The organism is Prevotella sp. oral taxon 376 (assembly GCF_003043945.1).
Classification (GTDB): domain Bacteria; phylum Bacteroidota; class Bacteroidia; order Bacteroidales; family Bacteroidaceae; genus Prevotella.
Map to the genome: position 1 here is coordinate 1,221,746 of NZ_PYXG01000001.1, position 25,975 is coordinate 1,247,720.

The 25,975-nt window shown below is 54.7% G+C and carries 21 protein-coding genes; 9 read left to right on the top strand and 12 right to left on the bottom strand.

Annotated features, from left to right (window positions below; all coding sequences use genetic code 11):
* Positions 1–258: 258 nt before the first annotated feature.
* Together C7120_RS05275 and C7120_RS05280 are read left to right on the top strand one after the other, a co-directional pair.
* Positions 259–1,533, top strand: coding sequence for a glycosyltransferase family 4 protein (locus C7120_RS05275; protein ID WP_107620657.1), 1,275 nt, complete (start codon positions 259–261; stop codon positions 1,531–1,533).
* Entirely contained in the window at positions 1,530–2,306 is a 777-nt protein-coding gene (locus C7120_RS05280) for a glycosyltransferase family 2 protein (RefSeq protein ID WP_107620658.1), read from the top strand. The genes C7120_RS05275 and C7120_RS05280 overlap by 4 nt, the downstream gene beginning before the upstream one ends.
* A gap of 77 nt (positions 2,307–2,383) precedes the next feature.
* On the opposite strand, the gene C7120_RS05285 is transcribed toward C7120_RS05280, so the two are convergent.
* The 4 genes from C7120_RS05285 to C7120_RS05300 all read right to left on the bottom strand — a co-directional run bounded on the left by C7120_RS05285 (position 2,384) and on the right by C7120_RS05300 (position 6,969).
* Positions 2,384–3,325: a M23 family metallopeptidase gene (locus C7120_RS05285; protein WP_107620659.1), complete on the bottom strand. Its 942-nt coding sequence runs from the start codon at positions 3,323–3,325 to the stop codon at positions 2,384–2,386.
* 230 nt (positions 3,326–3,555) lie between these two features.
* Positions 3,556–5,655 carry an ATP-dependent DNA helicase RecG gene (gene recG, locus C7120_RS05290; RefSeq protein WP_107620660.1) on the bottom strand — a complete coding sequence of 700 codons (2,100 nt, stop codon included), beginning with the start codon at positions 5,653–5,655 and terminating at the stop codon, positions 3,556–3,558.
* 27 nt (positions 5,656–5,682) lie between these two features.
* A complete protein-coding gene (locus tag C7120_RS05295) occupies positions 5,683–6,360 on the bottom strand; it encodes a 2-C-methyl-D-erythritol 4-phosphate cytidylyltransferase (protein WP_107620661.1) in 678 nt (225 codons plus the stop codon).
* 45 nt (positions 6,361–6,405) lie between these two features.
* Positions 6,406–6,969, bottom strand: coding sequence for a DJ-1 family glyoxalase III (locus tag C7120_RS05300; protein WP_107620662.1), 564 nt, complete (start codon positions 6,967–6,969; stop codon positions 6,406–6,408).
* A gap of 422 nt (positions 6,970–7,391) precedes the next feature.
* On the opposite strand from C7120_RS05300, the gene C7120_RS05305 reads away from it, so the two are divergent.
* The 7 genes from C7120_RS05305 to C7120_RS05335 are packed head-to-tail and all read left to right on the top strand — an operon-like array spanning position 7,392 to position 15,344.
* Positions 7,392–8,276 (top strand): NAD kinase, encoded by an 885-nt coding sequence (locus C7120_RS05305; protein WP_107621399.1) that lies wholly within the window; start codon positions 7,392–7,394, stop codon positions 8,274–8,276.
* Positions 8,277–8,294: 18 nt separating this feature from the next.
* Positions 8,295–9,974, top strand: a complete 1,680-nt coding sequence (locus C7120_RS05310) for an ABC transporter ATP-binding protein (RefSeq protein ID WP_107620663.1) — start codon at positions 8,295–8,297, stop codon at positions 9,972–9,974.
* Entirely contained in the window at positions 9,971–10,873 is a 903-nt protein-coding gene (locus C7120_RS05315; protein ID WP_107620664.1) for a thioredoxin-like domain-containing protein, read from the top strand. Before C7120_RS05310 ends, C7120_RS05315 begins: the two co-directional genes overlap by 4 nt.
* 56 nt (positions 10,874–10,929) lie before the next feature.
* Positions 10,930–11,649: an ABC transporter ATP-binding protein gene (locus tag C7120_RS05320; protein ID WP_107621400.1), complete on the top strand. Its 720-nt coding sequence runs from the start codon at positions 10,930–10,932 to the stop codon at positions 11,647–11,649.
* A 54-nt stretch (positions 11,650–11,703) separates the two neighbouring features.
* The gene (locus C7120_RS05325; RefSeq protein ID WP_107620665.1) at positions 11,704–12,963 is read left to right on the top strand and encodes an ABC transporter permease; all 1,260 of its coding nucleotides are present in this window, start codon (positions 11,704–11,706) and stop codon (positions 12,961–12,963) included.
* A 7-nt stretch (positions 12,964–12,970) separates the two neighbouring features.
* Positions 12,971–14,215, top strand: coding sequence for an ABC transporter permease (locus C7120_RS05330; RefSeq protein WP_107620666.1), 1,245 nt, complete (start codon positions 12,971–12,973; stop codon positions 14,213–14,215).
* Positions 14,216–14,231: 16 nt separating this feature from the next.
* A complete protein-coding gene (locus tag C7120_RS05335) occupies positions 14,232–15,344 on the top strand; it encodes an efflux RND transporter periplasmic adaptor subunit (protein WP_107620667.1) in 1,113 nt (370 codons plus the stop codon).
* A 216-nt stretch (positions 15,345–15,560) separates the two neighbouring features.
* Here C7120_RS05335 and pdxT read toward each other — a convergent pair whose 3' ends face one another.
* From pdxT to susD, 8 genes are all read right to left on the bottom strand, one after another.
* Entirely contained in the window at positions 15,561–16,172 is a 612-nt protein-coding gene (gene pdxT / locus C7120_RS05340; RefSeq protein ID WP_369916843.1) for a pyridoxal 5'-phosphate synthase glutaminase subunit PdxT, read from the bottom strand.
* Between the two features lie 9 nt (positions 16,173–16,181).
* Positions 16,182–17,057 (bottom strand): pyridoxal 5'-phosphate synthase lyase subunit PdxS, encoded by an 876-nt coding sequence (pdxS, locus tag C7120_RS05345; protein ID WP_107620669.1) that lies wholly within the window; start codon positions 17,055–17,057, stop codon positions 16,182–16,184.
* A gap of 3 nt (positions 17,058–17,060) precedes the next feature.
* Positions 17,061–17,945, bottom strand: coding sequence for a hydroxymethylpyrimidine/phosphomethylpyrimidine kinase (locus C7120_RS05350; RefSeq protein ID WP_107620670.1), 885 nt, complete (start codon positions 17,943–17,945; stop codon positions 17,061–17,063).
* A 70-nt stretch (positions 17,946–18,015) separates the two neighbouring features.
* Positions 18,016–19,275 (bottom strand): glycosyl hydrolase 53 family protein, encoded by a 1,260-nt coding sequence (locus C7120_RS05355; protein WP_107620671.1) that lies wholly within the window; start codon positions 19,273–19,275, stop codon positions 18,016–18,018.
* 127 nt (positions 19,276–19,402) lie between these two features.
* Positions 19,403–21,163: an alpha-amylase family glycosyl hydrolase gene (locus tag C7120_RS05360; protein WP_107620672.1), complete on the bottom strand. Its 1,761-nt coding sequence runs from the start codon at positions 21,161–21,163 to the stop codon at positions 19,403–19,405.
* Positions 21,164–21,521: 358 nt separating this feature from the next.
* Complete coding sequence (locus C7120_RS05365; protein ID WP_107620673.1) at positions 21,522–23,000, bottom strand: DUF5115 domain-containing protein; 1,479 nt, start codon at positions 22,998–23,000, stop codon at positions 21,522–21,524.
* A 16-nt stretch (positions 23,001–23,016) separates the two neighbouring features.
* Entirely contained in the window at positions 23,017–24,243 is a 1,227-nt protein-coding gene (locus tag C7120_RS05370) for a SusF/SusE family outer membrane protein (protein ID WP_107620674.1), read from the bottom strand.
* A gap of 46 nt (positions 24,244–24,289) precedes the next feature.
* Positions 24,290–25,960 (bottom strand): starch-binding outer membrane lipoprotein SusD, encoded by a 1,671-nt coding sequence (gene susD / locus C7120_RS05375; RefSeq protein WP_107620675.1) that lies wholly within the window; start codon positions 25,958–25,960, stop codon positions 24,290–24,292.
* Between the last annotated feature and the right edge of the window lie 15 nt (positions 25,961–25,975).

The following is a 25,975-nucleotide window of genomic DNA, read 5'->3' on the forward strand; positions in this document are numbered from 1 at the left end:
TCTGTAAATCTACCTTAAAACCTAATAACTAAAAACCTAAATCTATTACTACTAACCTAAACAATCTATTAACCTTTTGATGATGCAAAGATACGGAGAAATTAGGAAAAGCGCAATGAATTCTTGCTTGTTTGTGCTGAAAACATGCTTATTCTTGACTTATATCAAAGTTTTGTGCCCGCACACAAGTAATAATCCATGGAAATTCTTGTCATTTATGCCATTTTGCATTACCTTTGCTCGTAAATACTTCTGCGGATGAGAATATTGATTGTGAACACCAGCGAACAGACCGGCGGTGCGGCCGTGGCAGCCCGACGCCTGTTGCAGGCACTGAACAATAATGGCGTAAAGGCGAAGATGCTGGTCCGGGATAAGGAGACCGACCGACTTTCCGTCGTACGGTTGCCGGACAGCTTCCTGAATAAATGGAACTTCCTGTGGGAGCGATGGTGCCTCTTCTGCCATCTTCATTTCTCTCGCCGCCACCTGTTTGAGCTCGATATGGCAAACACAGGGCGTGATATTACCTCATTGCGGGAATTCCGTGAGGCAGACATCATCCATCTGGGCTGGATCAATCAGGGGATGCTATCCTTGAAGAATATTCGCAAAATACTTGAAAGCGGTAAGCCTGTGGTATGGACGATGCATGATATGTGGCCTGCCACTTCACTCTGTCATCTCACTCTTGGATGTGAGAGTTTCAAGGTTGGGTGCAGGAACTGCAAGTATTTGCCGGGCAATGGGAGCCGGAATGACTTGTCGGCGAAGGTGTGGCGGCGTAAGCGGAAGGTCTTGGAAGGTCGGAGCATGACATTCGTGGCATGTTCCCGTTGGCTTGAAAGCGAGGCGAAGTCGAGTGCCTTGCTGCAAGGACAATGGGTAACCAGCATCCCCAATCCTATCGACACACATCTTTTTCAACCCTCGAACAGGCAGCGGGTCCGGAAAAGCCTGGGCTTGCCGGCCGACAAGAAGTTGATTCTCTTCGTCTCCCAGCGGGTTACGAATGTGAATAAAGGTATGCGCTACCTGGTGGAGGCCTGCAACCAATTGGTCGGGGAGGAACCGGGGATGAGGGAGAACATAGGGCTGGTGGTTCTCGGAGGACATGCCGAGGAAATCGCTCCCTTGTTCAACCTGCCCGTTTTTGCTTTGGGCTACATCAACGATGTGCACCAAATAGCCCGCGTCTATGCTGCTGCCGATGTGTTCGTTTTGCCTTCTCTGTCGGAAAATCTACCGAATACCATCATGGAGGCGATGGCTTGCGGAGTGCCCTGCGTTGGTTTTGAGGTGGGCGGTATTCCAGAGGAGATAGACCACCTGACGAACGGCTATGTGGCGAGATACAAGGATTCCGGCGATTTGGCACGGGGGTTACGCTGGGTACTTGCCGAGGCTGACGGTCCAATTTTGAGCCGGGCCGCCGTAGAGAAGGTTGCGTCGTGCTATTCTCAGAATGCAGTCGCGATGAGATATATCGGTATATATAATAAGGTATTGTCAGATACGGACTCGAAGATATGATTAAATTCACGGTTATAACCTGTACATTCAATGCCCAGTCGGTGGTAAGGCGCACGCTCGTGAGCGTGTTGGAGCAGTCTTATCCTCATGTGGAGCATCTCATCATAGACGGTAACTCAAGGGATGCCACCATGCGGCTGGTGGCTGATTATGCGGAGGAATCCGCAAGGAAGGCAACCTCTCACGCGATCGCAACCGTCAGCAAGCCGGACAAGGGCCTCTATGATGCGATGAACAAAGGCCTGAGAATGGCTACCGGCGACTATCTTGTGTATCTCAATGCGGGAGATGCCTTTCCGGCCAAGGACACTTTGGAACATATAGCCAATGCCGTGGGTGAGGGCGAAAAGCTTCCGGGCGTACTCTATGGCGATACGGATGTCGTGAACGACGAGGGGCACTTTGTCCGCCATCGCCGTCTGTCGCCTCCCCGGGAGCTGTCGTGGAAGTCGTTCCGATGGGGCATGCTGGTGTGTCATCAGGCGTTTTATGCTCGTGCGGACTTGGCCAAGGCGCACCCTTATGACCTTCGATATCGCTACTCGGCGGATGTGGACTGGTGTATCAGGATTATGAAAGATGCCGAGACAAGGGGGCTTCCTTTGAGGAATGTGCATGCTGTGGTCGTGAATTTCCTGGATGGCGGGATGACCACAGCTTATCACAAGGCCTCGCTGAAAGAGCGTTTCCGGGTAATGAGAAAGCACTACGGTTTATTAGCAACGCTGCTCACCCATGTATGGTTTGCGGTGAGAGCGATTTTTAAGAAGTAGAGAATAAGAGAATGCCCGCCTTGACAACTCTTCAGGCGGGCATTCTATTTTCTGATTGTTGTTTTATGTGGGGATGATTAAGAATACCTGATAATCATGCCGGGACGAATCTTGGAGGAGCGTGAGAGCTTGTTCAACTTCAGCAAGATGTCGACGGTTACGCCACGCTTGTCGGCAATGGAGTAGAGGGTTTCCCCTGAAACCACTTTGTGATATTGCTTCTCTTCGTTGCTGACGGTCGTTGTGTTTTGTGCTATCTCACCTCGGACTTCCTCCCGGGTATATCTGCCGTTGCCGACAACGCCACGCGAGTGATTGGCTTCTACTGACTCATGCTTATAGGAATTCTTGCGGAACATATAGCTGTCGGCCACTACATCCTGCGCTCTGAAGTCGAACATAAGAGCCGGATTCAAGGCTACGCCGCACAGACGGGTCTCAAAATGGAGGTGGGAGCCTGTACTGCGCCCCGTGTTTCCGCCTAAGCCGATGACATCGCCGGCCCTGACGGTCTGGTTCTCAACCACCAACTGCTTTGACAGATGCCCGTAGATGGTCTCTAAGCCGTTTGTGTGGCGGATGACGATATATTTTCCATAACCTCCGCCTTCATACTGTACGATGCGCACTTTACCGGAAAAAGCGGCCCGAATGGTATCTCCGATATAGACTTTAATATCAATGCCTTTGTGCTGGCGACCCCAGCGACTGCCGAAATTGGAAGTGATTACTCGACTGACAGTCGGCATGTGGAAGTGCCGTAGATCGATGCGGAAAGAGTCGGGGAGTTCCTGCTCTCGATGTGCATATTGATTATTCCAGTCTGCATATAGCTGCGCGGAGGGTGATTCCAAGTTTTCTTTGCGTAAAAGGTTCTGTAACGCCAGAGTGTCCACTTTCTTTGTCCTGCGGTCTATGGGTGCTTGGCGGGCCAAGAGGTCCTGCGCGCCGGCCGGAAGAACGGCAAGGAAGAGTAATCCTGTAATTGTAGTAGTCTTGAAAATATTTCTTAAAGTCATACAAATTGTTTGTAGGTTTGAGTCCTTAGGCGGAAGAAAAACAACACGCCTGATTTCGTCAAAATGAGCTATAACCAGTTCATTTATTAAAAAAGGACTTTGCAAATATAATAAAAAAAGACAAGGGAACCTATTATATTAACACATTTTTTGTGGCATTTAACATAATTGGAATCATTTTAAATTGCTTGCGCTCGCCCTGTTTATAGCATATATGGTTGATTCCCGCATCAACTTATAGCAGACCAGTTGACGTTTGACTTTCTTAATTTTTTTAACCTATTCCATAAAATCTGGTATTCCGGACGGTTACATTCAGGATCCGCATCGATGATCTTTTGTGCCTCGTCCCGCGCCATTTGCACGATCTGACCGTCGCGGGCAATATCCGCAATCTTCAGATCAAACGCCATGCCGCTCTGCTGGGTGCCTTCCAGGTCTCCGGGGCCGCGGAACTTGAGGTCGGCCTCTGCTATTTCAAACCCGTCGTTGGTCTCGCACATGATGTCGATACGCTTCCGGGTCTCTTCGGCCAGTTGGTAATTCGTAACTAGAATGCAGTAGCTCTGGTCGGCTCCGCGCCCTACGCGCCCTCTCAGCTGATGCAGTTGGGAGAGCCCGAAGCGCTGGGCGTCGAGGATAACCATGACAGAAGCGTTGGGAACATTTACTCCCACTTCTATCACCGTTGTGGCAACGAGAATCTGGGTTTCGCCCGCGATGAACTTCCGCATCTCCTCCTCTTTCTCCTTGGGCTTCATCTTGCCGTGTACCTTGCTGAGCCTGAACTCCGAGAAGACTTCCTTTAAGATTTCAAATCCTTTCTCGAGGTTTTTCAAGTCTATCTTCTCGCTTTCCTGAATGAGCGGGAACACGATGTAGGCCTGTCGCCCTTGGCGAATCTGTTGGCGGATGCCCTGATAGAGGCTCGTCATCTGGTTGTCGTATTTGTGCAGCGTCATAATGGGTTTGCGACCGGGCGGAAGCTCGTCGATGACGCTCACATCAAGGTCGCCGTATATCGTCATGGCCAATGTGCGGGGAATGGGCGTGGCCGTCATCACAAGTATATGAGGCGGATTCTCACTCTTCGACCATAGCTTGGCACGCTGGGCGACCCCGAAGCGGTGCTGCTCGTCGACCACGGCAAGCCCCAGGCGGGCAAACCGGACGGGGTCTTCTATCACGGCGTGAGTACCTATCAGTATCCGCACACTGCCGTCGGCGAGCCCCCTGAGAATCTCCTCCCGTCGCTTGCCTTTTATGATTCCGGTGAGCAGTTCAATGCGGATGTCCATATCTCTCAGGAGCTCTTTGATCGTTTGGAAGTGCTGTTCGGCCAAGATTTCAGTTGGTGCCATGATACAGGCCTGATACCCGTTGTCGAGCGCAATGAGCATGGTCATGAGGGCTACGAGCGTTTTTCCCGACCCCACATCACCCTGCAGCAGTCGGTTCATCTGTCTTCCTGACCTCATGTCGGCCCTGATTTCGTGCATTACCCGTTTCTGTGCCCCCGTCAGGGAGAAGTGAAGGTTGTGCCTATAGAAGTGGTTAAACTCCCTTCCCACATGCTGGAAGATGTATCCGCGGTACTTGCGGCGCTGGTCGGAGGCATACCGGAGGATGTTGAGTTGTACATAGAACAGTTCCTCGAACTTCAGGCGCAGGCGGGCTTTCCGCATCTGCAGGGCATTTCTGGGATAGTGAATCCAGCGATAGGCGGAGTCTCGGTCGATGAGGTGGAGTGGCCCCGTGATGTAGGGAGGCAGGGTTTCGGGCAGCGTCTCGGTGAGTTTTTCCACCAGTCCCTTCGTCATTTTCTCCATTCCCCGCGATGTCAGTCCCGCCTTTTTCATCTTCTCGGTCGTCATGTAATACGGCTGCATGCCCATCTGCGACAGCTCGAGGGTGGCCGCATCGTCGATGTCGGGGTGGGCAAACTGATATCTTCCGTTGAATATCGTGGGCTTTCCGAAAACGATGTAGTCGACGCCAGTCTTATAGGTCTTGTAGATGTATTGCGCCCCGCGAAACCACACGAGGTCGCAGATGCCGTGCCCATCGGCAAAATGGGCCACGACGCGCTTCTTCCGCCCTCCCATGCTGAACTCCTCGAAGCTCAGGATTTTGCCCTTGATCTGTATGAAGGGCATGTCGGCAGACAGTTCCGAGATGGCGTAGATGCGGCTGCGGTCCACATATTTATAAGGGTAATACTCGAGCAGATCGCGCCAGGAATGAATATTGAGTTCCTTACTCAATATTTCCTTCTTCCTCGGCCCTACCCCGGGAAGATACATGATGTCCTGGTCGAGAATGCTGCTCATTTCACTGCATGATTTATAATGTGTAGTTCATAATTGACAATTCACAATCGTCTCGCCTGTTTTCAGGTCGAAGGGGGTCGTGAGCTTGATGTTCTCACGGTTGCCCTCTGTCATCTCCACCTTATGCCCCAAGGCCTCCACGACCGATGCGTCGTCGGTGAACCGTGGCTGCCAGGGCTGCAGGAAAGCCCTTTTGAGGAGTTGGATGTCGAAGGTCTGCGGGGTCTGGACGATGCGGTAGTCGCTTCTGAGCACATTGCGGCCGCCGCCGGTCTCGTCGATGTGGCGAAGGGTGTCGGTTACGGGCAGCACCGGGATGACCGCTCCGCAGCGGCGTGCCATGTCGTAACACCTGCGGATGACCTCCACGGAGACAAAGGGGCGCACGCCGTCGTGTATTCCCACGATGCCCTCTTCCTCGTCGGGGATGGCACGGAGCCCGTTGCGGGAGGAGGCGAAGCGAGTGTCGCCGCCGTCTACGAGTGTGTGGCCGATGTCGAAGCGGTGTTCCTTGCACAGCCTCTGCCAGTAATCCTGCTGTTCGCGCGGCAGTACGAGGATGATTCGGAGCGCTCCGTCATATTCACGGAAACGCTCCATGGTGCGCATGAGCACAGGCTTTCCACCTATCGGCAGAAACTGCTTCGGCACCTCGGAGCCCATCCTGAGCCCCTTGCCGCCGGCAACGATGATGATATAATCCATGGGCGAACGCTTTTTCCCTGTCCTCCGGAAGACAGGGGTTTCATATTATCTGCTCATCAGATGGGTGTACACCATATCCTCCTCCACCTGGCGGGCAGTCTCCTCTCCCTTGAGGAAAGAGAGTATCCGGTAAGCGTAAGGCAGCACGGCGGCCGGTCCCTCGCCGGTGATGAAGTTGCCGTCTACGGTTACGAGCTCGTGCGTATATTCCGCTCCTTCCAGATATTGTTCGAAACCCGGATAGCAGGTGGCGCGCTTTCCCTTGAGGATTCCCAGGTTGCCGAGCACCATGGGAGCGGCGCAGATGGCGCCGATTCTTTTCCCCGCCTCGCATTGAGCCGTCAGGGCCTCGCGCACGCCGCGGTGTTCCAGCAGGTTTTTTGCTCCCGGCATGCCGCCCGGCAGCAAGAGCATGTCGGCGTCGCGGAGGTCGGCATCCTCAAATCTCAGGTCGGCCTTGAGGGTTACGCCGTGCGAGCTCTCCGCGAATTCGCTGCCCGTAACGCTGACGGTCTTGATGTCCGCACCCCCTCTGCGCAGGATGTCTACCGGTGCCAAGGCCTCGATGTCTTCGAAGCCGTTGGCCAGAAATTCATATACCTTTGCCATTTTCTCTTTTGTTTTGATGTGATTATTACCTTACGCAAAGATAGATAATTTCCCTGAATATTGCAAGTGGGGTGGCGGAAAAAGACTGCTTTCCGGAGAAAAGACGGACAAAAGGCATGGGAGAAGCCCCCCCGAGCCTCGCCTTTTAACCGCCCCCTGTTTTTCAATCTCGCCGATTTTGCCGGACGATTTCGGCGATTTCGTCGGACAATCTCGCCGATTTTGTCAGACGGGAGACGGCCTCCTGTCCGCCGGCTTCCCGCTTGCCTCTATGGCAGAGGCGGAAGATGCGGTTTATAGAAGATTTTAATGGTTTTGCGATTCATCCTTCCGAAATCATCGAAAAATTTGTGTTTTTCCTTGAATTATGTTATCTTTGCCCTGTCAAAAGCAGGTGCTGCGACCTTGAAAGAGAAAAGGATATGGCAGGGAAGAAATTGCGTTTTGCCCTTTTTGGCAAGGCGTTTCAAGATGATAAGTCGACGGCAATACGGCGAATCCTCGATTCTCTCCGTGAGAGAGAGGCCGAGGTGTATGTGCATCGGGCATTCTATGATTATCTGACAAAGGTTCTCAATATGGAGATCGGCGCCGACGGAGTCTTCGACGGCTATGATGTCGAGGTGGACTATGCCCTCTCCATCGGAGGCGACGGCACCTTCCTGAAGGCCGCCTCGCTGGTGGGATCGAGGCAGACCCCCATCATGGGCGTGAATACCGGCAGGCTCGGATTCCTGGCCGATGTGCTTCCCGCCGAGGTGGGACAGGCTCTCGGGGAGATCTATGAGGGCAGGGTGAGAATCGAGGGGCACACGATGATACGGCTGGAGACCGACGGAGAGCCCATAGAGGGCAATCCCTGCGCCCTGAACGACATCGCCGTGCTGAAGCGTGATATGGCCTCCATGATATCCATTCGCGCCTGCGTGAACGGCGAATATCTGGTTACCTATCAGGCCGACGGCCTCATCGTGTCGACGCCTACCGGCTCCACGGCCTATAACCTGTCGAACGGAGGCCCCATCATGGTGCCCTCCGACCGCAACCTGTGCATCACCCCGGTGGCTCCCCACAGTCTGAACATCCGCCCCATCGTCGTGCGCGACGATGCCAGGATTGAGCTTGAGGTGGAGAGCCGCTCGCATAACTTCCTCGTGGCAATAGACGGCCGGTCGGAGAAACTTGTCGAGGGCACCCGTCTCACGGTGTCGAAAGCTCCCTACGAGGTGAAGATGGTGAAACGCCTGAACCAGCGTTACTTCTCCACGCTGCGCGAAAAGATGATGTGGGGAGCCGACCAGAGGTAGTCCCCGGAATACAGCAATATGAAAATCAAGAAATTTCTGAAGATACAAGACACGAAGTATGGCTCCAAGGCCATCTTTAAATGGCTCTGGAATGCGTGGCGTGGCAATCGCCTGCAGGCCGTGCTCAATGCCCTGATAGGCCTGCTGTCGGTGGCCGTGAGCCTGTTGCAGGTGTGGGCGGTGCAGCATGCCATCGATGTGGCAGCCCATCATGTGTCGGGCTCCATCTATTGGGCCGTGGCCGTCATGGGCATTCTGATTCTCTGCGATTTCGGTCTCAACATCTCCTCGGTGTGGGTGCGCAACATCCTCGGAGTGAAGGCTCAGAACCGTATGCAGCAGCGCATGCTCGACCGCATCTTGCGTTCGGAGTGGCGCGGCAAGGGTTCCCTGCACTCGGGCGATGTGCTCAACCGTCTCGAATTCGATGTCGGCAATGTGGTGAACTTTCTCACCGAGACCATTCCGAACACCCTGAGCGTGCTCGCGATGTTCTTCGGAGCCTTCTTTTATCTCTTTTCCATGGACAGGATACTTGCCTTTATCACCGTCGCCATCATACCGGTGTTCGTGATGCTGAGCAAGGTCTACATCTCTCAGATGCGCCGTCTGACCCGCAAGGTGCGCAATTCCGACTCCAAGGTGCAGAGCGTCTTGCAGGAAACCATTCAGAACCGCATGCTCATCAAGACGCTGGAAAGCGACTCGGCCATGGTAGACCGACTTGAGAACACGCAGAGCGAGCTGCGGCAGAATGTAGTCAGGCGCACGGCGTTCTCGGTATTCTCCAACCTGATTCTCAACTTCGGGTTTGCGCTCGGATATCTGGTGGCTTTCCTTTGGGCGGCCGTGAGGATGTCGGCAAACACCCTCACCTTCGGCGGAATGACGGCTTTCCTGCAGTTGGTGAACCGTATTCAGAGCCCTGCCCGCAACCTTACCAAGCTTGCTCCGGCCTTCGTGAGTGTGTTTACGGCGGCCGAGCGACTGATGGAACTTGAGGAAAATCCGCTCGAGGAGCAGGGAGAGCCAGTGGAGCTGGCCGCCCCCTGCGGGGTAAGAATGAAGGATGTGAGCTATGCTTACGATGCTGCCGAGGGGAAGGTTCTCGACCGTTTGAGCTTCGATTTCCTACCCGGGTCGTGCACGGCGATACTCGGCGAGACGGGGGCTGGCAAGACCACGCTCGTGCGACTGATACTGGCTCTTCTCCGTCCGCAGGCAGGGAAGGTGGAAATCTATTCCGGCCAGCGCATCGAGGAATTGTCGCCGCTCACACGGTGCAACCTCGTCTATGTGCCCCAGGGCAACACGCTGATGAGCGGAAGCATACGCGACAACCTGCGGCTGGGCAAGCTCGACGCTTCAGAAGAGGAAATGAAGGAGGCCTTGAGACGGGCGTGCGCGGAGTTTGTGATGGACCTTCCCGACGGCTTGGACACGCTTTGTGCCGAGAGCGGGGGCGGACTCAGCGAGGGGCAGGCACAGCGCATTGCCATTGCCCGCGCCCTGCTGCGCGACCGCCCGGTGATGCTCTTCGACGAGGCAACCTCTGCCCTCGACCCCGAGACCGAACGGCAGTTGCTGCGGAATGTGTTGTCATCTCACGACAAGACCATTATTTTCATCACTCATCGTCCTGCGGTGGTAGACTATTGCGACCAGACGCTGAGAATAGAAAAGATAGAGACAAAATGAAAAAACTGTTTTTTGCCGCATTGCTTTTTGTGTGCGCGTTGGCCGCAGGTGCCCAGGAGCACCCGGAAGACATGGATGCCAAGTATGCCGCCGACCTCCTGAAGCCGGGAACGGAGGCACCAGACTTCGTCGTGGACTCTGTTAGGAATCGTTCGCTGAGCTACTATCGGGGCGCCTATGTGGTGCTCGACTTCTGGGCTTCGTGGTGTCCCGACTGCAGGAAAGACATTCCCAAGGTGAAGGAGATAGACTCTCTCTACTGGAACAAGGTGGCTGTCATCGGCATTTCTTTTGACACCAACAAGGACTCCTGGCAGCAGTGCATCAAGAAAAACAAGATGTATTGGCTGCAATACAGCGAGCTCAAGAAGTGGAAAAAGGAGACGGAAGTAGACCGGAAGTATCATGTCAACTGGATTCCTACGATGTATCTCATCGACCCGGAGGGCAGGATAGTGCTTGGAACCGTCATGGTGGAGAAGATGAAAGCCAAGCTCGAGGAGCTCGACAAGGCCGGAAAGCTGAAGCAGATACTCTTCTATCCCACCTATAAATGCGGCGTCCAAGGCATCGTAAAGTATTTGTCCGACCATCTTAAATACCCCAAGAAGGCTCAGAAAATGGGGGTTACGGCAAAGCTGATGATGAGTTTCTGGGTGGCGGAAGACGGTTCAGTAGAGGATGTCCAGACAGATTCCTGCAAGATAACGGGATGTGATGATGTCAATTTCGCCAAACTGCCTGCCGACGAACAGGCACGACTGAAAGAACAGTTTACCGTCCTTTTCGAGAACGAGGGCAAGCGAGTGGTGTCCAAAATGCACGACTGGACCCCCGGAATGTATATCGGAAGGAAGGAGCGCGTGAAGTTCCATCTGCCCATTACCTTCCGGTTTTGAGAAAAAACAGAGCTGTTCTGCAACTAAATCGATGCACATTGCGTCTATAGAGTATGATGATTCATTTGAAAGATATCAACAAGACCTATTTCGGAGCCCAGCCTCTGCATGTATTGAAGGGCATCAGCCTGGATATTGAGGAGGGCGAGTTTGTCTCCATCATGGGAGCTTCGGGCTCCGGGAAGTCCACCTTATTAAATATATTAGGTATCCTCGACAATTATGATAGCGGGGAATATACGCTGGCGGGAACGCTTATCAAAGACCTTTCCGAACGCCGTGCGGCGGAGTATCGCAATCGAATGATAGGCTTTATATTCCAGAGCTTCAACCTGATAGGCTTCAAAACGGCGGTGGAAAATGTAGAGTTGCCACTCTTCTATCAGGGTGTGAGTCGCAAGAAGCGTCGTCAACTGGCCATGGAATATCTGGAAAAGCTGGGGCTTCTGCAATGGGCCGGGCATTATCCCAACGAGATGAGCGGCGGACAGAAGCAGCGCGTTGCCATTGCGCGTGCCCTCATCACCCAGCCGAAGATTATCCTTGCGGATGAGCCGACGGGTGCCTTGGACTCGAAGACGAGCATGGAAGTGATGGAGCTTCTCAAGCAGTTGCACGAGGAGGAGCGCAAGACCATCGTCGTGGTAACCCATGAGAGCGGCGTCGCCAACGAGACCGACAAGATCATTCACATAAAGGACGGTCTGATAGGAAACATCGATATCAACACCGAACATAGGTCCAGTCCCTTCGGAGTGAATGGAGTCATGAAATGAAAAAGGGCTCACGGTCTGGTGTTTACACTTCAAAAGTAGGATAAGGAGCAGGAAATGAGAGACATCATCACGGAAATCTGGTCGACGGCAAAGCGCAACAAGCTGCGCACGGCACTGACGGGCTTTGCCGTGGCATGGGGCATCTTCATGCTGATATTCCTCTTGGGGGCGGGCAACGGGCTTATCAATGCCACGCAGCAGAACTCCATGAGGTATCTCAGCAACTCGATGGTTATCTTCGGCGGGCAGACTTCGAAGCCTTACAAGGGGATGAAGGAGGGTCGCTCCATCGACCTTAACGACCGCGACAAGCAACTTACCGAGCAATTGTTCAGCGAGAATGTGGAGGAGGTAGGTGCCGAACTCGACCATCCCGGGACGATCATCAGCATCGGGGAGAACTATACCAGCGTGAATATCAGCGGTGTCTATCCCAACGACTGCGTAATCAACAAGCGGGATATGCTGTACGGCAGGTTTATCAACGACATGGATATCCAAGGCAGGAGAAAGTCGCTGGTCATCAGCGAGGATATGGCCAAGGAACTTACCAGCCGCCCCCTGTCGGGCCTGATAGGGCAGACGGCCAAGGTAGGCGACCTCGCGTTCAACATCGTAGGCATCTATCAGACCGATAAGAGCATGATGGGCACCGACGCTTTCATTTCCTTTACCACTTTCCGAACCATCTATAATAGTGGCGACAAGACGGGAAACCTTGTGTTTTCGTTTCATGGTTTGAACTCTGAGAAGGAGAATGAGGCCTTCGAAAAGCAATATCGGGCAGTGCTGAATGCCAACCATCAGGCTGCGCACGACGACGAGGAGGCCGTCTGGATATGGAACCGATTCACCCAAAACCTCCAGATGAACAAGGGGATGGGCATCATCCGCATAGCCTTGTGGATAATCGGACTCTTCACGCTCCTTAGCGGCATCGTGGGCGTTTCTAACATTATGCTCATCACGGTGAAGGAGCGAACCCGCGAGTTCGGCGTTCGCAAGGCGATAGGAGCTAAGCCCGGGTCGATCTTGAGGCTGATTATCGTGGAGAGTGTCATCATTACCAGCTTCTTCGGATATATCGGAATGCTGCTGGGGATAGGAGCCAATGCCTACATGGATGCCACTGTCGGCCATATGAAAGTAGACTCCGGAATGTTTGAGGCCACGATGTTCGTCGACCCCACGGTCGGCCTGGATGTCTGCATAGAGGCCATGTTGGTCATGGTGATAGCGGGAACCGTTGCCGGGATCATTCCTGCCCGCAAGGCCTCGAGGATACGCCCGATAGAGGCGCTTCGTGCTGAATAGAGGAGAAATGAGAATAGATATTGATACATACAAGGAAATTCTGGACACGCTGACGCGTAATAAGTCGCGCTCGTTCCTGACGGGCTTCGGCGTGTTCTGGGGCGTCTTCATGCTCGTTGCGCTGATAGGAGGCGGCAAGGGGTTGGAGGAAATGCTCTCGAATAACTTCAAGGGGTTCGCCACCAACTCGGCCATTATCTTCGCGCAGCCCACTACCAAGCCTTACGCCGGCTTCCGCAAGGGCCGCGAATGGCAGATGACCTATCGCGATGTGGAGCGCCTGAAGAGTCAGGTGGCCGATGTGGATGTGGTTTCTCCCATGGTTTCGATGTGGCAGCGGTCGATTGTTTTCGGCGACAGGAAGGCTCTGGGCACCGTGAAAGGCCTGCTCCCGGAGTATGCGAAGGTGGAGGAACCAAGCCTGTTCTATGGCCGCTATCTCAACGACATGGACATGCTTCAGCGGCGCAAGGTGTGCGTCATAGGCAAGAAGATATACAAGACGCTCTTCCCGGGCGGCGGCGACCCGTGCGGCCAGCTGGTGCGCATCGACTCGATGTATTACAGCATCGTGGGCGTGGACTACAGTTCGGGCAACATCAGCATCAACGGAAGGGCTGAGGAGAGTGTCCTCATTCCGCTTACCCTGATGCAGCAGGCCTATAATAGGGGAGATGGAGTAGGGTTGATTAGCATTACCGGCCGGCCGGGTGTCAAGATGAGCGAGATCACTCCGCGTGTGCGGGAGGTGATAGCACGGGCTCACAAGGTGGATCCTACCGACGAGAAGGCGGTTACGATATATAATACGGAGGTGATGTTCGGCATGGTCGACAGTCTCTTCACGGGTGTAAACTTCCTCATCTGGCTGGTAGGCATAGGCACGCTGCTGGCCGGAGCCATCGGAGTTTCCAACATAATGATGGTAACCGTGCGGGAACGAACCACCGAAATCGGTATCCGCCGGGCCATCGGGGCTACTCCCAGAACCATCCTCTCGCAGATTATCTCGGAGAGCATCGCGCTCACGGCCGTTGCCGGAATGAGCGGAGTGCTCTTCGCCGTGCTGATATTGCAACTGCTGGAGCTGGGCAACACCACCGACGGAATTATCGAGGCCCACTTCCAGATAAGCTTCTGGACGGCCGTGGGAGCCGTGGCGCTCCTCAGCGTCCTCGGTGTTCTTGCCGGGCTGGCACCGGCGGTAAGGGCCATGAGCATCAAGCCCGTGGACGCCATGCGTGATGAATAGAAAATAAGAACGAAATATGAAGAAGTACATTAAATTCATTGTTGCAGGACTCATAGTCCTTGTCTTTATCCTGACATTCATCTTTCTGTGGGTGAAATCACGGCCGCAGCCCGTGGTTTATGATGAGTTCACGCCCAAGGTGATGGACCTCAAGAAGACCACGGTGGTAACCGGAAAGATCGAGCCTCGTAACGAAGTGAATGTGAAACCGCAGATTTCCGGCATCATTACGGAACTCCTGAAGGAGGCCGGACAGTCCATTCAGGCCGGCGAGGTGATAGCCAAGGTGAAGGTGATACCCGACATGGGGCAGCTGAGTAATGCTCAGGCTCGCCTCCGACTGGCCCAGATCAACCTCAAGCAGGCGCAGGTGGACTATGCCCGCGAGAAGCAGCTCTTCGACAAGGGGCTTGTGTCGGCCGACGAATACGACAAGATTCACCAGACCTACAAGCAGGCCAAGGAGGAGCTGGCGGCAGCAGACGACAACCTGCAGGTGGTGCGCGACGGTGTCTCCAAGAGCAATGCCAGCACCAGCAGCACGCTCGTGCGCTCCACGGTGAGTGGTCTCATCCTCGACATTCCCGTCAAGGTGGGCAACACGGTCATCCTTTCCAACACCTTTAACGATGGAACCACCATCGCAAGCGTGGCTAACATGAGCGACCTTATTTTCCGCGGCAACATCGACGAGACGGAGGTGGGGCAGCTCGTAACGGGCATGCCCATGAAGATTACCATCGGTGCGCTGCAGGACGAGCACATGCAGGCCTCGTTGGAGTATATCTCGCCCAAGGCCGTGGAGAACAACGGAGCCAACCAGTTTGAGATAAAGGCGGCCGTCACGAATCCCTCGGCCTCTATCCGGAGCGGCTACAGTGCCAATGCCGAGATAGTGCTGGCGCACGCGGAAAAGGTGCTCACCATTCCGGAAAGCGCCGTCGAGTTTCAGGGAAACGATACCTATGTGAACATCGTGAAAGGCTCCGGAGAGAAGAAGACCTATGAGCGGCGCAAGGTCGTAACAGGTCTTTCCGACGGCATTAACATCCAGATTAAGAGCGGACTGAAGGCCACGGAGAAGGTGCGCGGCCCGAAAGTGGTGGCCGGCATCGATGGTGAAGACTAAGGTTGCTTCCTCGCATCCGGGCGAGACGGGGATGCAAGGAGAGTGAAAGGCCGTCTCCCATCTGACAAGATCGGCGATTTCGTGCCACGATTTCGCCGATTTCGTCGTTCAATCTCGCCGGTTTCGTAAATCATGAGGCGGCAGGAAGAAAAAGCGGAAGCCGCGTCCCTCGCATGGGGACGCGGCTTCTGGTATAGCCCGAGAAATCCCGGTGCTCTATCTCTCTTTCTTTTCTGCGGACGGCAGAGAGGATTCCGCAATCATTTTCAGGAAATATCGGTGCACCCGTGTGTCGCTCTCCAGTTCGGGATGAAACGCCGTTGCGAGCTGCACGCCTTGCCTTGCCGCCACGACATGGCCGTCCACGGTGGCCAGGGTCTTGCATTCCGTGCCTTCCACCTTGTTTATATAGGGGGCACGGATGAAAGTCATGGGGATGTCGGAGCCGACATCCTCGACGGCGGCCACCGTCGTGAAGCTGCCCAGCTGGCGGCCATAGGCATTGCGGCAGACCTCCATGTCCATGGTGGCGATGCGCCGGGAGTCTTCTCCCTCCACTCTCTTGGCTAAGAGAATCAGCCCTGCGCAGGTGCCGAACACGGGCAGTCCGCGCCGTATCTCCTCGCGGATGGGTTCCAAGAGACCGAGTTCCCGGAGCAGTTTCAGCTGCGTGGTGCTCTCGCCGCCGGGTATGACGAGCCCGTCCTTAGGCTGCCTGAAGTCTGCCGGCTGGCGAATCTCGAAGACCTCGGCACCTATCTTCCGGAGCATTTTCTCATGTTCTATAAAGGCCCCTTGCAGGGCGAGGACGCCGATCACAGGATTCATCAAGCCCATCTACTTGCCTCTTTCTGCCATGAGCAACTGAATTTCCTGCTCGTTGATGCCCACCATTGCCTCGCCTAAATCCTCGCTCAACTCGGCCAACATCTTAGGATTGTTGAAGTTGGTAACGGCTTTCACGATGGCCTCGGCACGCTTGGCGGGATTCCCGCTCTTGAAGATTCCCGAGCCCACGAACACTCCCTCCGCGCCCAACTGCATCATGAGGGCGGCGTCGGCAGGGGTGGCAATGCCTCCGGCGGCGAAGTTCACCACCGGCAGCTTGCCGTTGTCGTGTACATATTTGGCAAGCTCATAGGGCACTTGCAGTTGCTTGGCGGCCTCGAAGAGCTCGTCCTCTGCCATGGCTGTCAGCCGCCTGATTTCGGCCTGCATGCGGCGCATATGGCTCACGGCCTGCACCACATCGCCCGTCCCGGGTTCGCCTTTCGTGCGAATCATGGTGGCTCCCTCGGCTATCCGGCGCAGTGCTTCGCCCAGGTTTTTGGCGCCGCAGACAAAGGGCACATCGAACTTCGTCTTGTCGATATGGTGGATATTGTCTGCCGGCGAGAGCACCTCGCTCTCGTCGACATAGTCTATTTCAATGGCCTGCAGTATCTGCGCTTCGGCAAAATGGCCGATGCGGCACTTGGCCATGACGGGAATGCTCACGGCTTGCTGTATGCCCTTGATCATCTTCGGGTCGCTCATGCGCGACACTCCGCCCGCTGCCCGGATGTCGGCAGGTATCCGCTCGAGTGCCATGACGGCGCATGCTCCGGCCTGTTCGGCAATGCGAGCCTGTTCGGGAGTGGTTACATCCATGATGACACCGCCCTTCAGCATCTGGGCGAGGTTGCGGTTCAGTTCTTGTCTTGTTAGTTCCATGTTTTATTCTTGTTTTCGATATTGACTTGGGGTGATGTCTTCCATCTTGCGGAAGAACTTCGTGAAGTGGGCTTGTGAGGAGAAGCCGTAGTCATAGGCCACCTGTTTCACGGTCTGGCCGGGTGTCAGGAGAGCTTGCTTGAGTTCTTGGATGAGCAAGGAGTCGATGATTTGCTTGGGCGAACTCTTGCCCTTGCGCTTGCACACTTGCGCCAGATATCTCGGACTCACATTCAGTCGGTCGGCATAGTAAGCCACATCGTTATTGGTGTGGATGTGCTTTTTGAGCAGCGACAGGAACTCTGAATACAGTTCCTGGCCTCTTCCCCGCAGGCCGGAGAGCCGGCTCTGGAGCGACTCCATGTAGGCTTCCGCCCTCTCCTGGGCCGTCGCCAGGCTCTCCCCCTGGCTCAGAAAGACCGCTATGGCACTGGCATAGGCGTTACCCGCCCCATGCATATTGTGGCGCTTCTCGATGACGAGACTGCAGAGAGGGACGAGCTGCCGGCGTATCTGCGTTACCACCTCGTCGTCCATCAGGCGCTCGCCCTTGCTGGAATAGAGTATCGGGTCGTAGATGATATGCCGGGGGCGGTGCTTGGAAAGCGTGTCTGCGATGACCTGCAGGACATCCACCCGGCGCACCATGCCTATCTTCACGATCTCCGGCTGCACATCGTTGACGATGGCTTCCATCTGTCCCTGCACGATGCGGGCGGGCAGGTCGTAGAATTCCTGTATGCCTAGGGTGTTCTGCAAGGTGATGGAGGTAACGACCGAGACGGCATATCCGCCCAGTTCGGATATGGTCTTGATGTCGGCCTGTATGCCCGAGCCTCCCGTGGAGTCGGATCCCGTAATGGTTAATATGGTGTTTCCGTCTTCCATAAACGGCTACAAAGGAATAAAAAAATATCCGGAAAACCTCAAGGATATTCGCCTTTTGACAAAAGAAACTTCATTTTGTGTAATTGTACACCACCTTTTTGCCCCGATGAATATAAACATTCCTCATGACAGGGACCTTTATTTTCTGTCCCATCAGGTTATACCAGCGGGCGTTCTCTTTCTTCTGATCGTTCTTGATGGTATTGATATCGGTTGAAACCAGGAAGTCTCTCAAGGAGGAGAGGGCGGAATAAGCCCTTCCGGTATTGTTGTCAAACAGGGTGGCGTTATACCAGTTGGTCGTAACCTGCGGGCCTGTGTGCCCGTATTCGTTCGCTTCCGGCCACCACCAGAACAATCCTTTCACCTTGCCGTGGCTGTTGAGCTTGGCGACGAGAGCATCTGTGAATGCCTTCTGCCCTGTGTCCGAGTAGGGATAGGTGGCGCTGTAATCGATGGTTGTACCGGGAACTTGCCAGTGTGCGGGATATCCCGCCTCCACCACCATGATGTCTTTGTCAAAACTGTTTTCCAGCGTGTTGAGAGCTATCTCCAGCTGTTCCAGCTTCCCGTGGTAGTAGGGATAGTAGCTGATGCCTATGATGTCGTAGTCCACTTGTCGTCTCGCCATGTTGTCATAGAATCCTTTCAGGACACCGGTGTCTGCTACCCGCTCGGTGTGGATGATGATTCTGGCGTCGGGGCAGACCTCGCGGCACGCCCTGCCGGCGTTTCTGAGCAGGGTGGCAAATCGGTCCCAGTTGGCCGTGCTGTTGGTGTAGCACCGGTAGGTCGTGGCGTCTCTTGCGCCCCACAGCATGCCATAGCTTATTTCGTTGCCTATCTGGATGAGGTCGGGAGCCGCTCCATGGTCCTTGAGCGTCTGCAAAGAGGCCTTGGTATAGTCGTAGATCTTGGCATAGAGTTCCGTCTCGCTTAAGGCCAGCCAGTCGCTTGGAGTCCACTGTTTAGACGGGTCGGCCCAGGTGTCGGAGTAGTGGAAGTCGAGCAGGAAGCTGAATCCTGCCTCCTTGATGCGTTTCCCGAGGGCCTTCACATAGTCCAAGTCCTGGCATACCCCTTCGCCTTTCTCGACTCCGGTGGCATTGCGGGGGTCTACGAAGAGCCGCACGCGCAGGGCGTTCCAGCCCTCATCCTTGAGAAAGGTGAGCATGTTTGTAATGGCGTTTCCGCCGTGATCGTAATATTTAGAGCCCGCCTCCTCATACCTCGTCTGCATCGAGAGGTCGCCGCCCACATATTTCTGTGCCTGCCCCGTGGTGATCCATAAGGCGAGGAAACCTATGAAAAAGAATCTTCTAATATCCATATTCCGGTTGTAATTATTTTCCACAAAGATACGAATAAATTCTCAATTCAAGGGCAAAGAACGAAAAAAAGGGGCCCTTCTTCACAGAGAGACCCCCTCGTTTAAAATGCCTAACTTATATGTAAGGTTACCGAATGATGGCTTTCCTGCCACCGTGAATATAGATGCCTTTTGCCGAGGGCTTGCCGATGCGTATGCCCGAGAGGGTGTACCAGGCGTCGCCTGCCGGCTTGTCAACGCCCATGGTGGGAGCCTCTATTCCCGTTACTACGGCCTGCAAGCCCTCGAGGGTATAGTAGCCCCCGTTCCGGAAGTCCTTGTCAGAGGTCTGGTTGCCCGTGCCGTCGTTGAAGATGATCTTGTCGGGGGCTGCCAGCGTCCCGCCGTATTTCCACAGATAGACCTTCTTGCCGTCGTGGATGCCCGCTTCCGACACATCCGCCTGGCTCGCCGTGCCCGGCCAGTTGCCAGAATACATGTTGCTGCCGTCGTTGTGCCAGGCCCATACATTGATGGTGTTTCCCCAGTTGGAGGGCTTCTCGAAGTAGGCATAGGTGCCTTCTTGCTCGGTTACGAACGGGGGCAGGGTAAAGGAGTTTTCCTCTTCGCCCACTTCTTTTATGCTGCTGATATCGATGTTGTCGCTGATATAGAGCTTATAGTTCTCACCCTCCACGGCCAGTTGATAGCCGGTGGTGGCGGTCGTGGTCGTTCCGAGACACAGCAGCAGGTTGCCCTTGGTGCCCTTTACGCTCACGCTGTAGCCCGCGTTTTCGCCCACGGAGGAGAGCACTTCGCTCTGGTTGTTCACGCCTGCCAGTCTGCGTGCCAGTATCTGTTTCTTGATGGCTTTCTTGTATTCTTTCCAGTGGGTGAGGAATATGCACGGCGTTCCGGGCATGGTGAGGATATAGGCGTTGGCAGCCTCGATGTTTGCCTTGAGCATGTTGTCGCTGCTTCGCCCTGTGTCGTGGTTATCCGTGAAGGTAACGGCATAGCGCCTGTAGGCCGCGTCGCCGATGAGGGAACCGGATTCGTAGTTGGCCAGGTTGCGCCATTGCGTTCCGCCGGTGTTGAACACATTGTTGATGAGCCACTTCAGCTGGAAGTCGAAAGCGGCGCTGGTCTTCCCCGTGCCGTCTATCCACGACTTCAGTCCGCCCAGTCCGTCGCTCATCCAATATTCGCCCACGCTGTAGGTGGGGTTGGCACTTTCGTTGTATATCTTCGTGAACCGGGGGGCATATCCGCCCGTCATGTCGTAACGGAAACCCGCATATCCCATCTCTTCCTGCAGGAACCGCAGATAGAGCTTGATGTTTTTCTGCACATTCGCGCTGGTGTGGTCGAGGTCTCGACTTCCGTCGAAGTCGGTGCCGGTGTCGTTGGCGCCGGTGAGTTTGCCTTTCCCTTCCGACCTCGGGTCTCGGTTCCCCTCGTCGGTATTGCAGATGTCGGCATAGCTCCAGGTCATCGTTCCGTGGCCTTCCCATGTCTCTTCGGGGAAGTCGCACCAGCCCCTGTTGCCGCTCTTGTGGTTGATGACCACATCGGCAATGGTCTTCAGCCCCTTGGAGCTGAAGGTCTGTATCATCGCCTTCAGCTCGTCGGCCGTGCCGAAGGCGCTTTTCTGGTCGAACCACCATATATCGGCATAGCCCATCTGGTTCTCGAGGGTGTTGCAATAGCCGCTTTGCGGCACCCAGATGAGCTGATAATACTTGCTTAGCGTGTCGGCCTGACTCTTCAGGCGGCTCCATTGGGTGTCGCCGTAGCTGTCCCAGTAGAAGCCTTGCAGCATGACGCCGCTATAGCTGGCCGGCCATCCCTGCGCGAAGAGTGCCGCGGAGGCAACGAGCGTGAGCAATAAAGTGTAGAATCGTTTCATATCCTGTTTAAGTTAAATAGTTTGGTTTCATAGGCAAAGTTACGATTATTCCCCACATGGCAATCGATGGTTTATGTTCTTTTCTCATTCCGTTAGTGCAAACGATTGCACCAACCGGCTTGCCTTTCTGCGGACAAAGACAATCCGGGAGGTTGTTCGGAGCTTTTCGATTTGCCGTTGGCAGTTTGACAAAATCGGCGAAATCGTGGGACGAAATCGCCGAAATTGACGGACAATCTCGCCGATTTTGTCATTCAGATAACGGCCTTTGGTCCTAGGGCAGGAAAAAGGAGGGCTCTCTCACGAGAACCCTCCTCAAGTGTAAATAAAACTTTATTTAGTTCGAAGCAATCTTTGCTTAGTTTACCGCCACGATGTTCCACTGACCTGTAATGTCGTTCAGGTAGAAGTCGTAGGTACCTGCCGGCACGGTGATGTCCTCCGTTCCTGCCGGCCCGTAGTACACATCGCCCACGGCATAGTTCTTGGTCGAGCCCCAGCTGGTGGTCCAGGCGTGGTTCGCGCGGAACTTCAAGCCGCCGCTCTTGTCAATCTTGGCACGCGCATACCAGTTGTGCGGAGCCTTGGGGCATACGGTCATGTCGATTTCGGAGTTGTTGTCGGTTTTCCATCCGTTGAATTCACCGATGATGCTCACCGCCGTGTAGGTGGTGGGAGACTGGTTGTCGAGCTTTTTCCAACTGTAGCTCTGGCTGTTCATGTCGACGGTCAGCGTCCAGTATTCGTTCTTCGACGGTGCCGCGAACGACTGGGCGTTGCTGTTGATGAGGCTTCCCGCCTCGTCGGTGGCACCGTCTACGGCCGTGCCGAAGGCCACGCCCCAGTTGCCGAAGTCCTTGCCTTCCCAGATTTTCAGGTCCCATGCGCCCTGCCACTGGGTGGTATAGCTGTAAATATTGCCGCCCTGTGCATAGAACATGCACGACATATCTGTCTGGCTCCAGCCCTGCAGGTTGCCCACGATGTAGTATTTGCTCTCCGCGCGGGTAATGGTGTAGGTGAGGTTTTTCATGTCGAGCGTGATGTTGAAGGTGCCTTGGCCCTCGATACCCACGCTCTGGACGCCTCCCGTATAGATTGGGTCGCCCCTATAGATGAGGAAGTTGGGTGAAGTGGCGTCGCCGTTTTCGGCACAGCCCATTTGCCCGAGGTTCACTTCGTCCCAGTTGGCATTGTCATAGTGAGACCCCTCAAAGAATTGGAAATAGTTGGTTCCGGCATTGGCGGTCGTAACCTTAGCCGTGAAGATTCCGTCTCCGTTGTCTTCCATCCAGAGAGGAGTAGACAGGTTCCAGCCCACATTGACAAAGTTGCCGAGCAGGTAGTAGCCCTTGCTGTCGATGGTAGGAGTGGCGGCGGGAGTGAAGCTGCCCGTCGTGGTGGCTCCTTCGGCCGTTACGGCATCGCCGTTTCCCAGATTGATAGAGACCGTGGATTTCACTTCCAATGGGCGTGCTATGGCCGCCCGGCTTCCGTTCTGCTTCTCAATGAGCTTTGCGAGCGTTGTGGCATTCACGGTGATATAGCTGCCGCTGACGGTTCCCTCTATGCTCTCGCCGTTCACGGAGAGGCTTTTCAGGGTATATCCGGCTACGCCGGAGTTGCTGGTCTTGATTTCGACGAGCTGGATAATTCCGTCTCCGTCGGGCATCACGGTCGTTGCCTCCGGACCGTTGCTGAAGGTTACGCCATATGCGGCGGCGGCCTCTTCCGGGCCATAGGCCTGGGGCGATGCCCAGTCGTCGTAGTCGCCGTTGCAGCCGGCGAGCCCGAAGGCTGCCATGGCTGCTAAGCTGTATAATAATGTTTTCTTCATTTTCTTGTCGTTTTAATTATTTCATTTCACCTGTGCCGGTGTCAAAACTTACATAGAGACGCTGTCCGGCAGAGCACTGGATGCTGTAGTTGTCAGGATCCGGCTTGGCGGGGACGGCCTTCTCGCGAGCCCCTTGCGACCAGCTGTCCGGAATATCGAAGTCGCGATAGTAGACCGTGGTGCCCTTATAGAGCGTGAACTCCGTGCGCCACCATTGATGGGTTCCTACCTTGATATAGGCGCGGAGTTCACCCGCCTGCTTGAACGCAGGCGATACCCACTGCCCGGTCTGGTCGGCAGGAGCGGTGCAGGCCAGCGACGCGTCTGCGTCGCCCCAGTTGTCGCAGGCATTGCCGATGACATAGACCTTGCCGGGATATACCGTGAGGTCATACTGTACAGACTTGCCTATGATCTCGCCCGTGAACAGGAGGCTATACCATCCGGCGTTCTTGAAGGTGATGTTGCTGTTGCCGTCGGTGCTCTCGCTGATTTCGGCCTGTGCCTCATCCTTGATGGTGCGCAGGCGGTTGTAGCCGCGCCAGTCGTTCTCAAAGGTGCCCCATTTGAGTTGTCCGCCTGCCGGGACATAGACAATCGTGTAGTAATTGCCACTGACGCCGTAAACCTGTGGAGCGACCTGCCATGTAGTCCATGCCGTCCCAATGGATGCGCCTACCACATAGAGCTGGGTGGGCAGCTCGGCAGCAGGAGCTACATAGGTGGCCAGAGTCTTTGGCAAGGTGATGATGTTGCTGTAAGTCTGTCCCATGCCACTTGTACCGTCAAGTGCGGCACGTAGACGGATGTAGATAGGCTTTACATTGTTAGGATAGTCGGTGTCGGGGTTGGCTTTTTGGAAAAGCTCTACCACGGCATTGTTCAACTCGCTGGCATCCACGGCCATCTTGGCCGTTGTGTAGGAAGTCGGCAGTTCCTTGTGGTCCACGGTGGTGTCGTTCAGGAAAGCCGGGTTGTCGGATACCTGTACATAATAGCGCGTAGCATAAGGCACGCCGCCATAGTTCGGCTGTGAGCAGGTGAGGGCCACCGTCTCTGCACTGGCCAAATCGTATGTGTTGTTGGCCGCGTTGGCCGGCGTGTTCAGAACGAATCCTTCTGCGACATGGCTCAGGTCCAGGGTCGGATTGCTGTCGCGGTCTTCATCGCAGGATGTAAAGCCGAAGCTGGCAATGGCAGCTATGGCGAACAGCCAACCTATATTAAATATTTTCTTTTTCATGTCTAATAAAAAAATTATGGTTCCTAATCTTGGCTATCTGCATGTATTAATTGCCATATCCCGTGTTCTGTTTCATGTTGGGATTACCCGCAAGGTCATTGGCGGGGATGGGATAGATATTGAAGTGGGAATCGATACCCGTGCCGCCGGCTACGCCTCCCTTGAAGTCCCAGAGGTATTTGCTGCCGCTGAAGAGACCGAAACGAACCAGATCTGAACGGCGACGGCCTTCCATGTAGAACTCCTTGCACCATTCGTCGATGAGCACATTGTCCGTAATCGATGTGTGCGTTACGGCATGGGCGCGGTCGGTGAGCATCTTGAGATCGGCAAGAGCCGGTCCTGTCTGTCCCAGACGGTACAGGGCTTCAGCGCGTGTGAGGTAAATCTCGGCAAGGCGGAAGAGTGGGATATCGGTGTCAGAGAATGTGCGGTCGTGGGCTGCGCCGTTGTTGATGCGCTGGTTAGACCACTTGACAATGGATGCCCCATTCAGGAAACCGGTAATCTGCTTGCCCGGGGAGAGCGTGCGGATGCCGCCACCTACACCCATGTAGAACATGGCGCGGTCGTCGCCTGCGGCAGCGATGACATTCGCCGTGGCGACACCAAGCTCGTTGTCCTTTGCGATGACCTGTGCTTCGGTGGGGTTGCTCAGCGCATCGGCTTTGGAGGCCATGGGGATGTTGTCGCCGGGGAAGAATTTCTCTACGAGGTCTTTGCGGGCGAAGTTACAGCTCCAGTAACTGTCCGTGTTGGCATAAGGCATGCCGGAGATGCGCATAGAACTAACGAGATAGGTAGAACCGGCATACGCCTTGGTCTTCTCGCCGTCTTGGCGGATGGGGAAAATGATTTCTTTCATGGCCTGTGCATTCTCGTCGTTGTCGCCCATGAAGACCTGAGCATAGCCGGAGAAGCCATTGGTGGCCGCGGTAGACAGCGCATAGGCATTGCTGCTGATAATCTTGTCGCAATAGTCTTTGGCTTTCTGGTAGTCCTTGGTAGCTCCGTCGGTATAGACGCTGGAGTTAAGAGCCAGGCGGGCATGAAGGGCATAGGCCGCGCCTTGGTCAGCCCGTCCGAAGTTGGTTTTGCTGTTATAAGTGCCTGTAGGTTTCAGGATATTCTCAATCTCAGTAAGCTCCGTGTCAATCCAGTCATAAAGTTCCTTGCCGCCTTTCTCTACAGGCAGTTCCTTATTGAAGGTGTCCTTGAAGGGAGCCTTATGGAAAAGGTCGAGGAAATACCAGTAGTGCAGGGCGCGCAAGAAGCGTACCTCAGCGACAAAATCCTCGTCGAGCTTCCCGCTCTGCTCATGGATGAACTGGTTGTAGAGTGTTACATCGTATGCAAGACGCTGATAAGCCCAGTTCACACGAGTAGAGCTTGAGTTCCATGCGATGTTGGTAATGGCGGGGATATCTTCATTATCCTGCCATGCCCAGATGCATTCGTCAGTACAGAGCTCTTGAAGATTGAATACGGTACGATAGAAGCCGCTCTCGCCTTCGTCGCCGCTCATGTCGGGTTTTCCGGCAGGACCAGCCTGTCCGGTTAAGCCAAGGGTGGCATATTGCTTTGCAAGCAGCTCGGTCGCGTCATACGACTGTGAAGACTGTGGGTCGATGGAAGAGAGGTTCAGGTCATCGGCGCATGAAGCCATTCCTGCCAACAAGAGACCTAAAGTTGCTGTTTTGATTATTATTTTTTTCATGATTCTTTTCCTCCA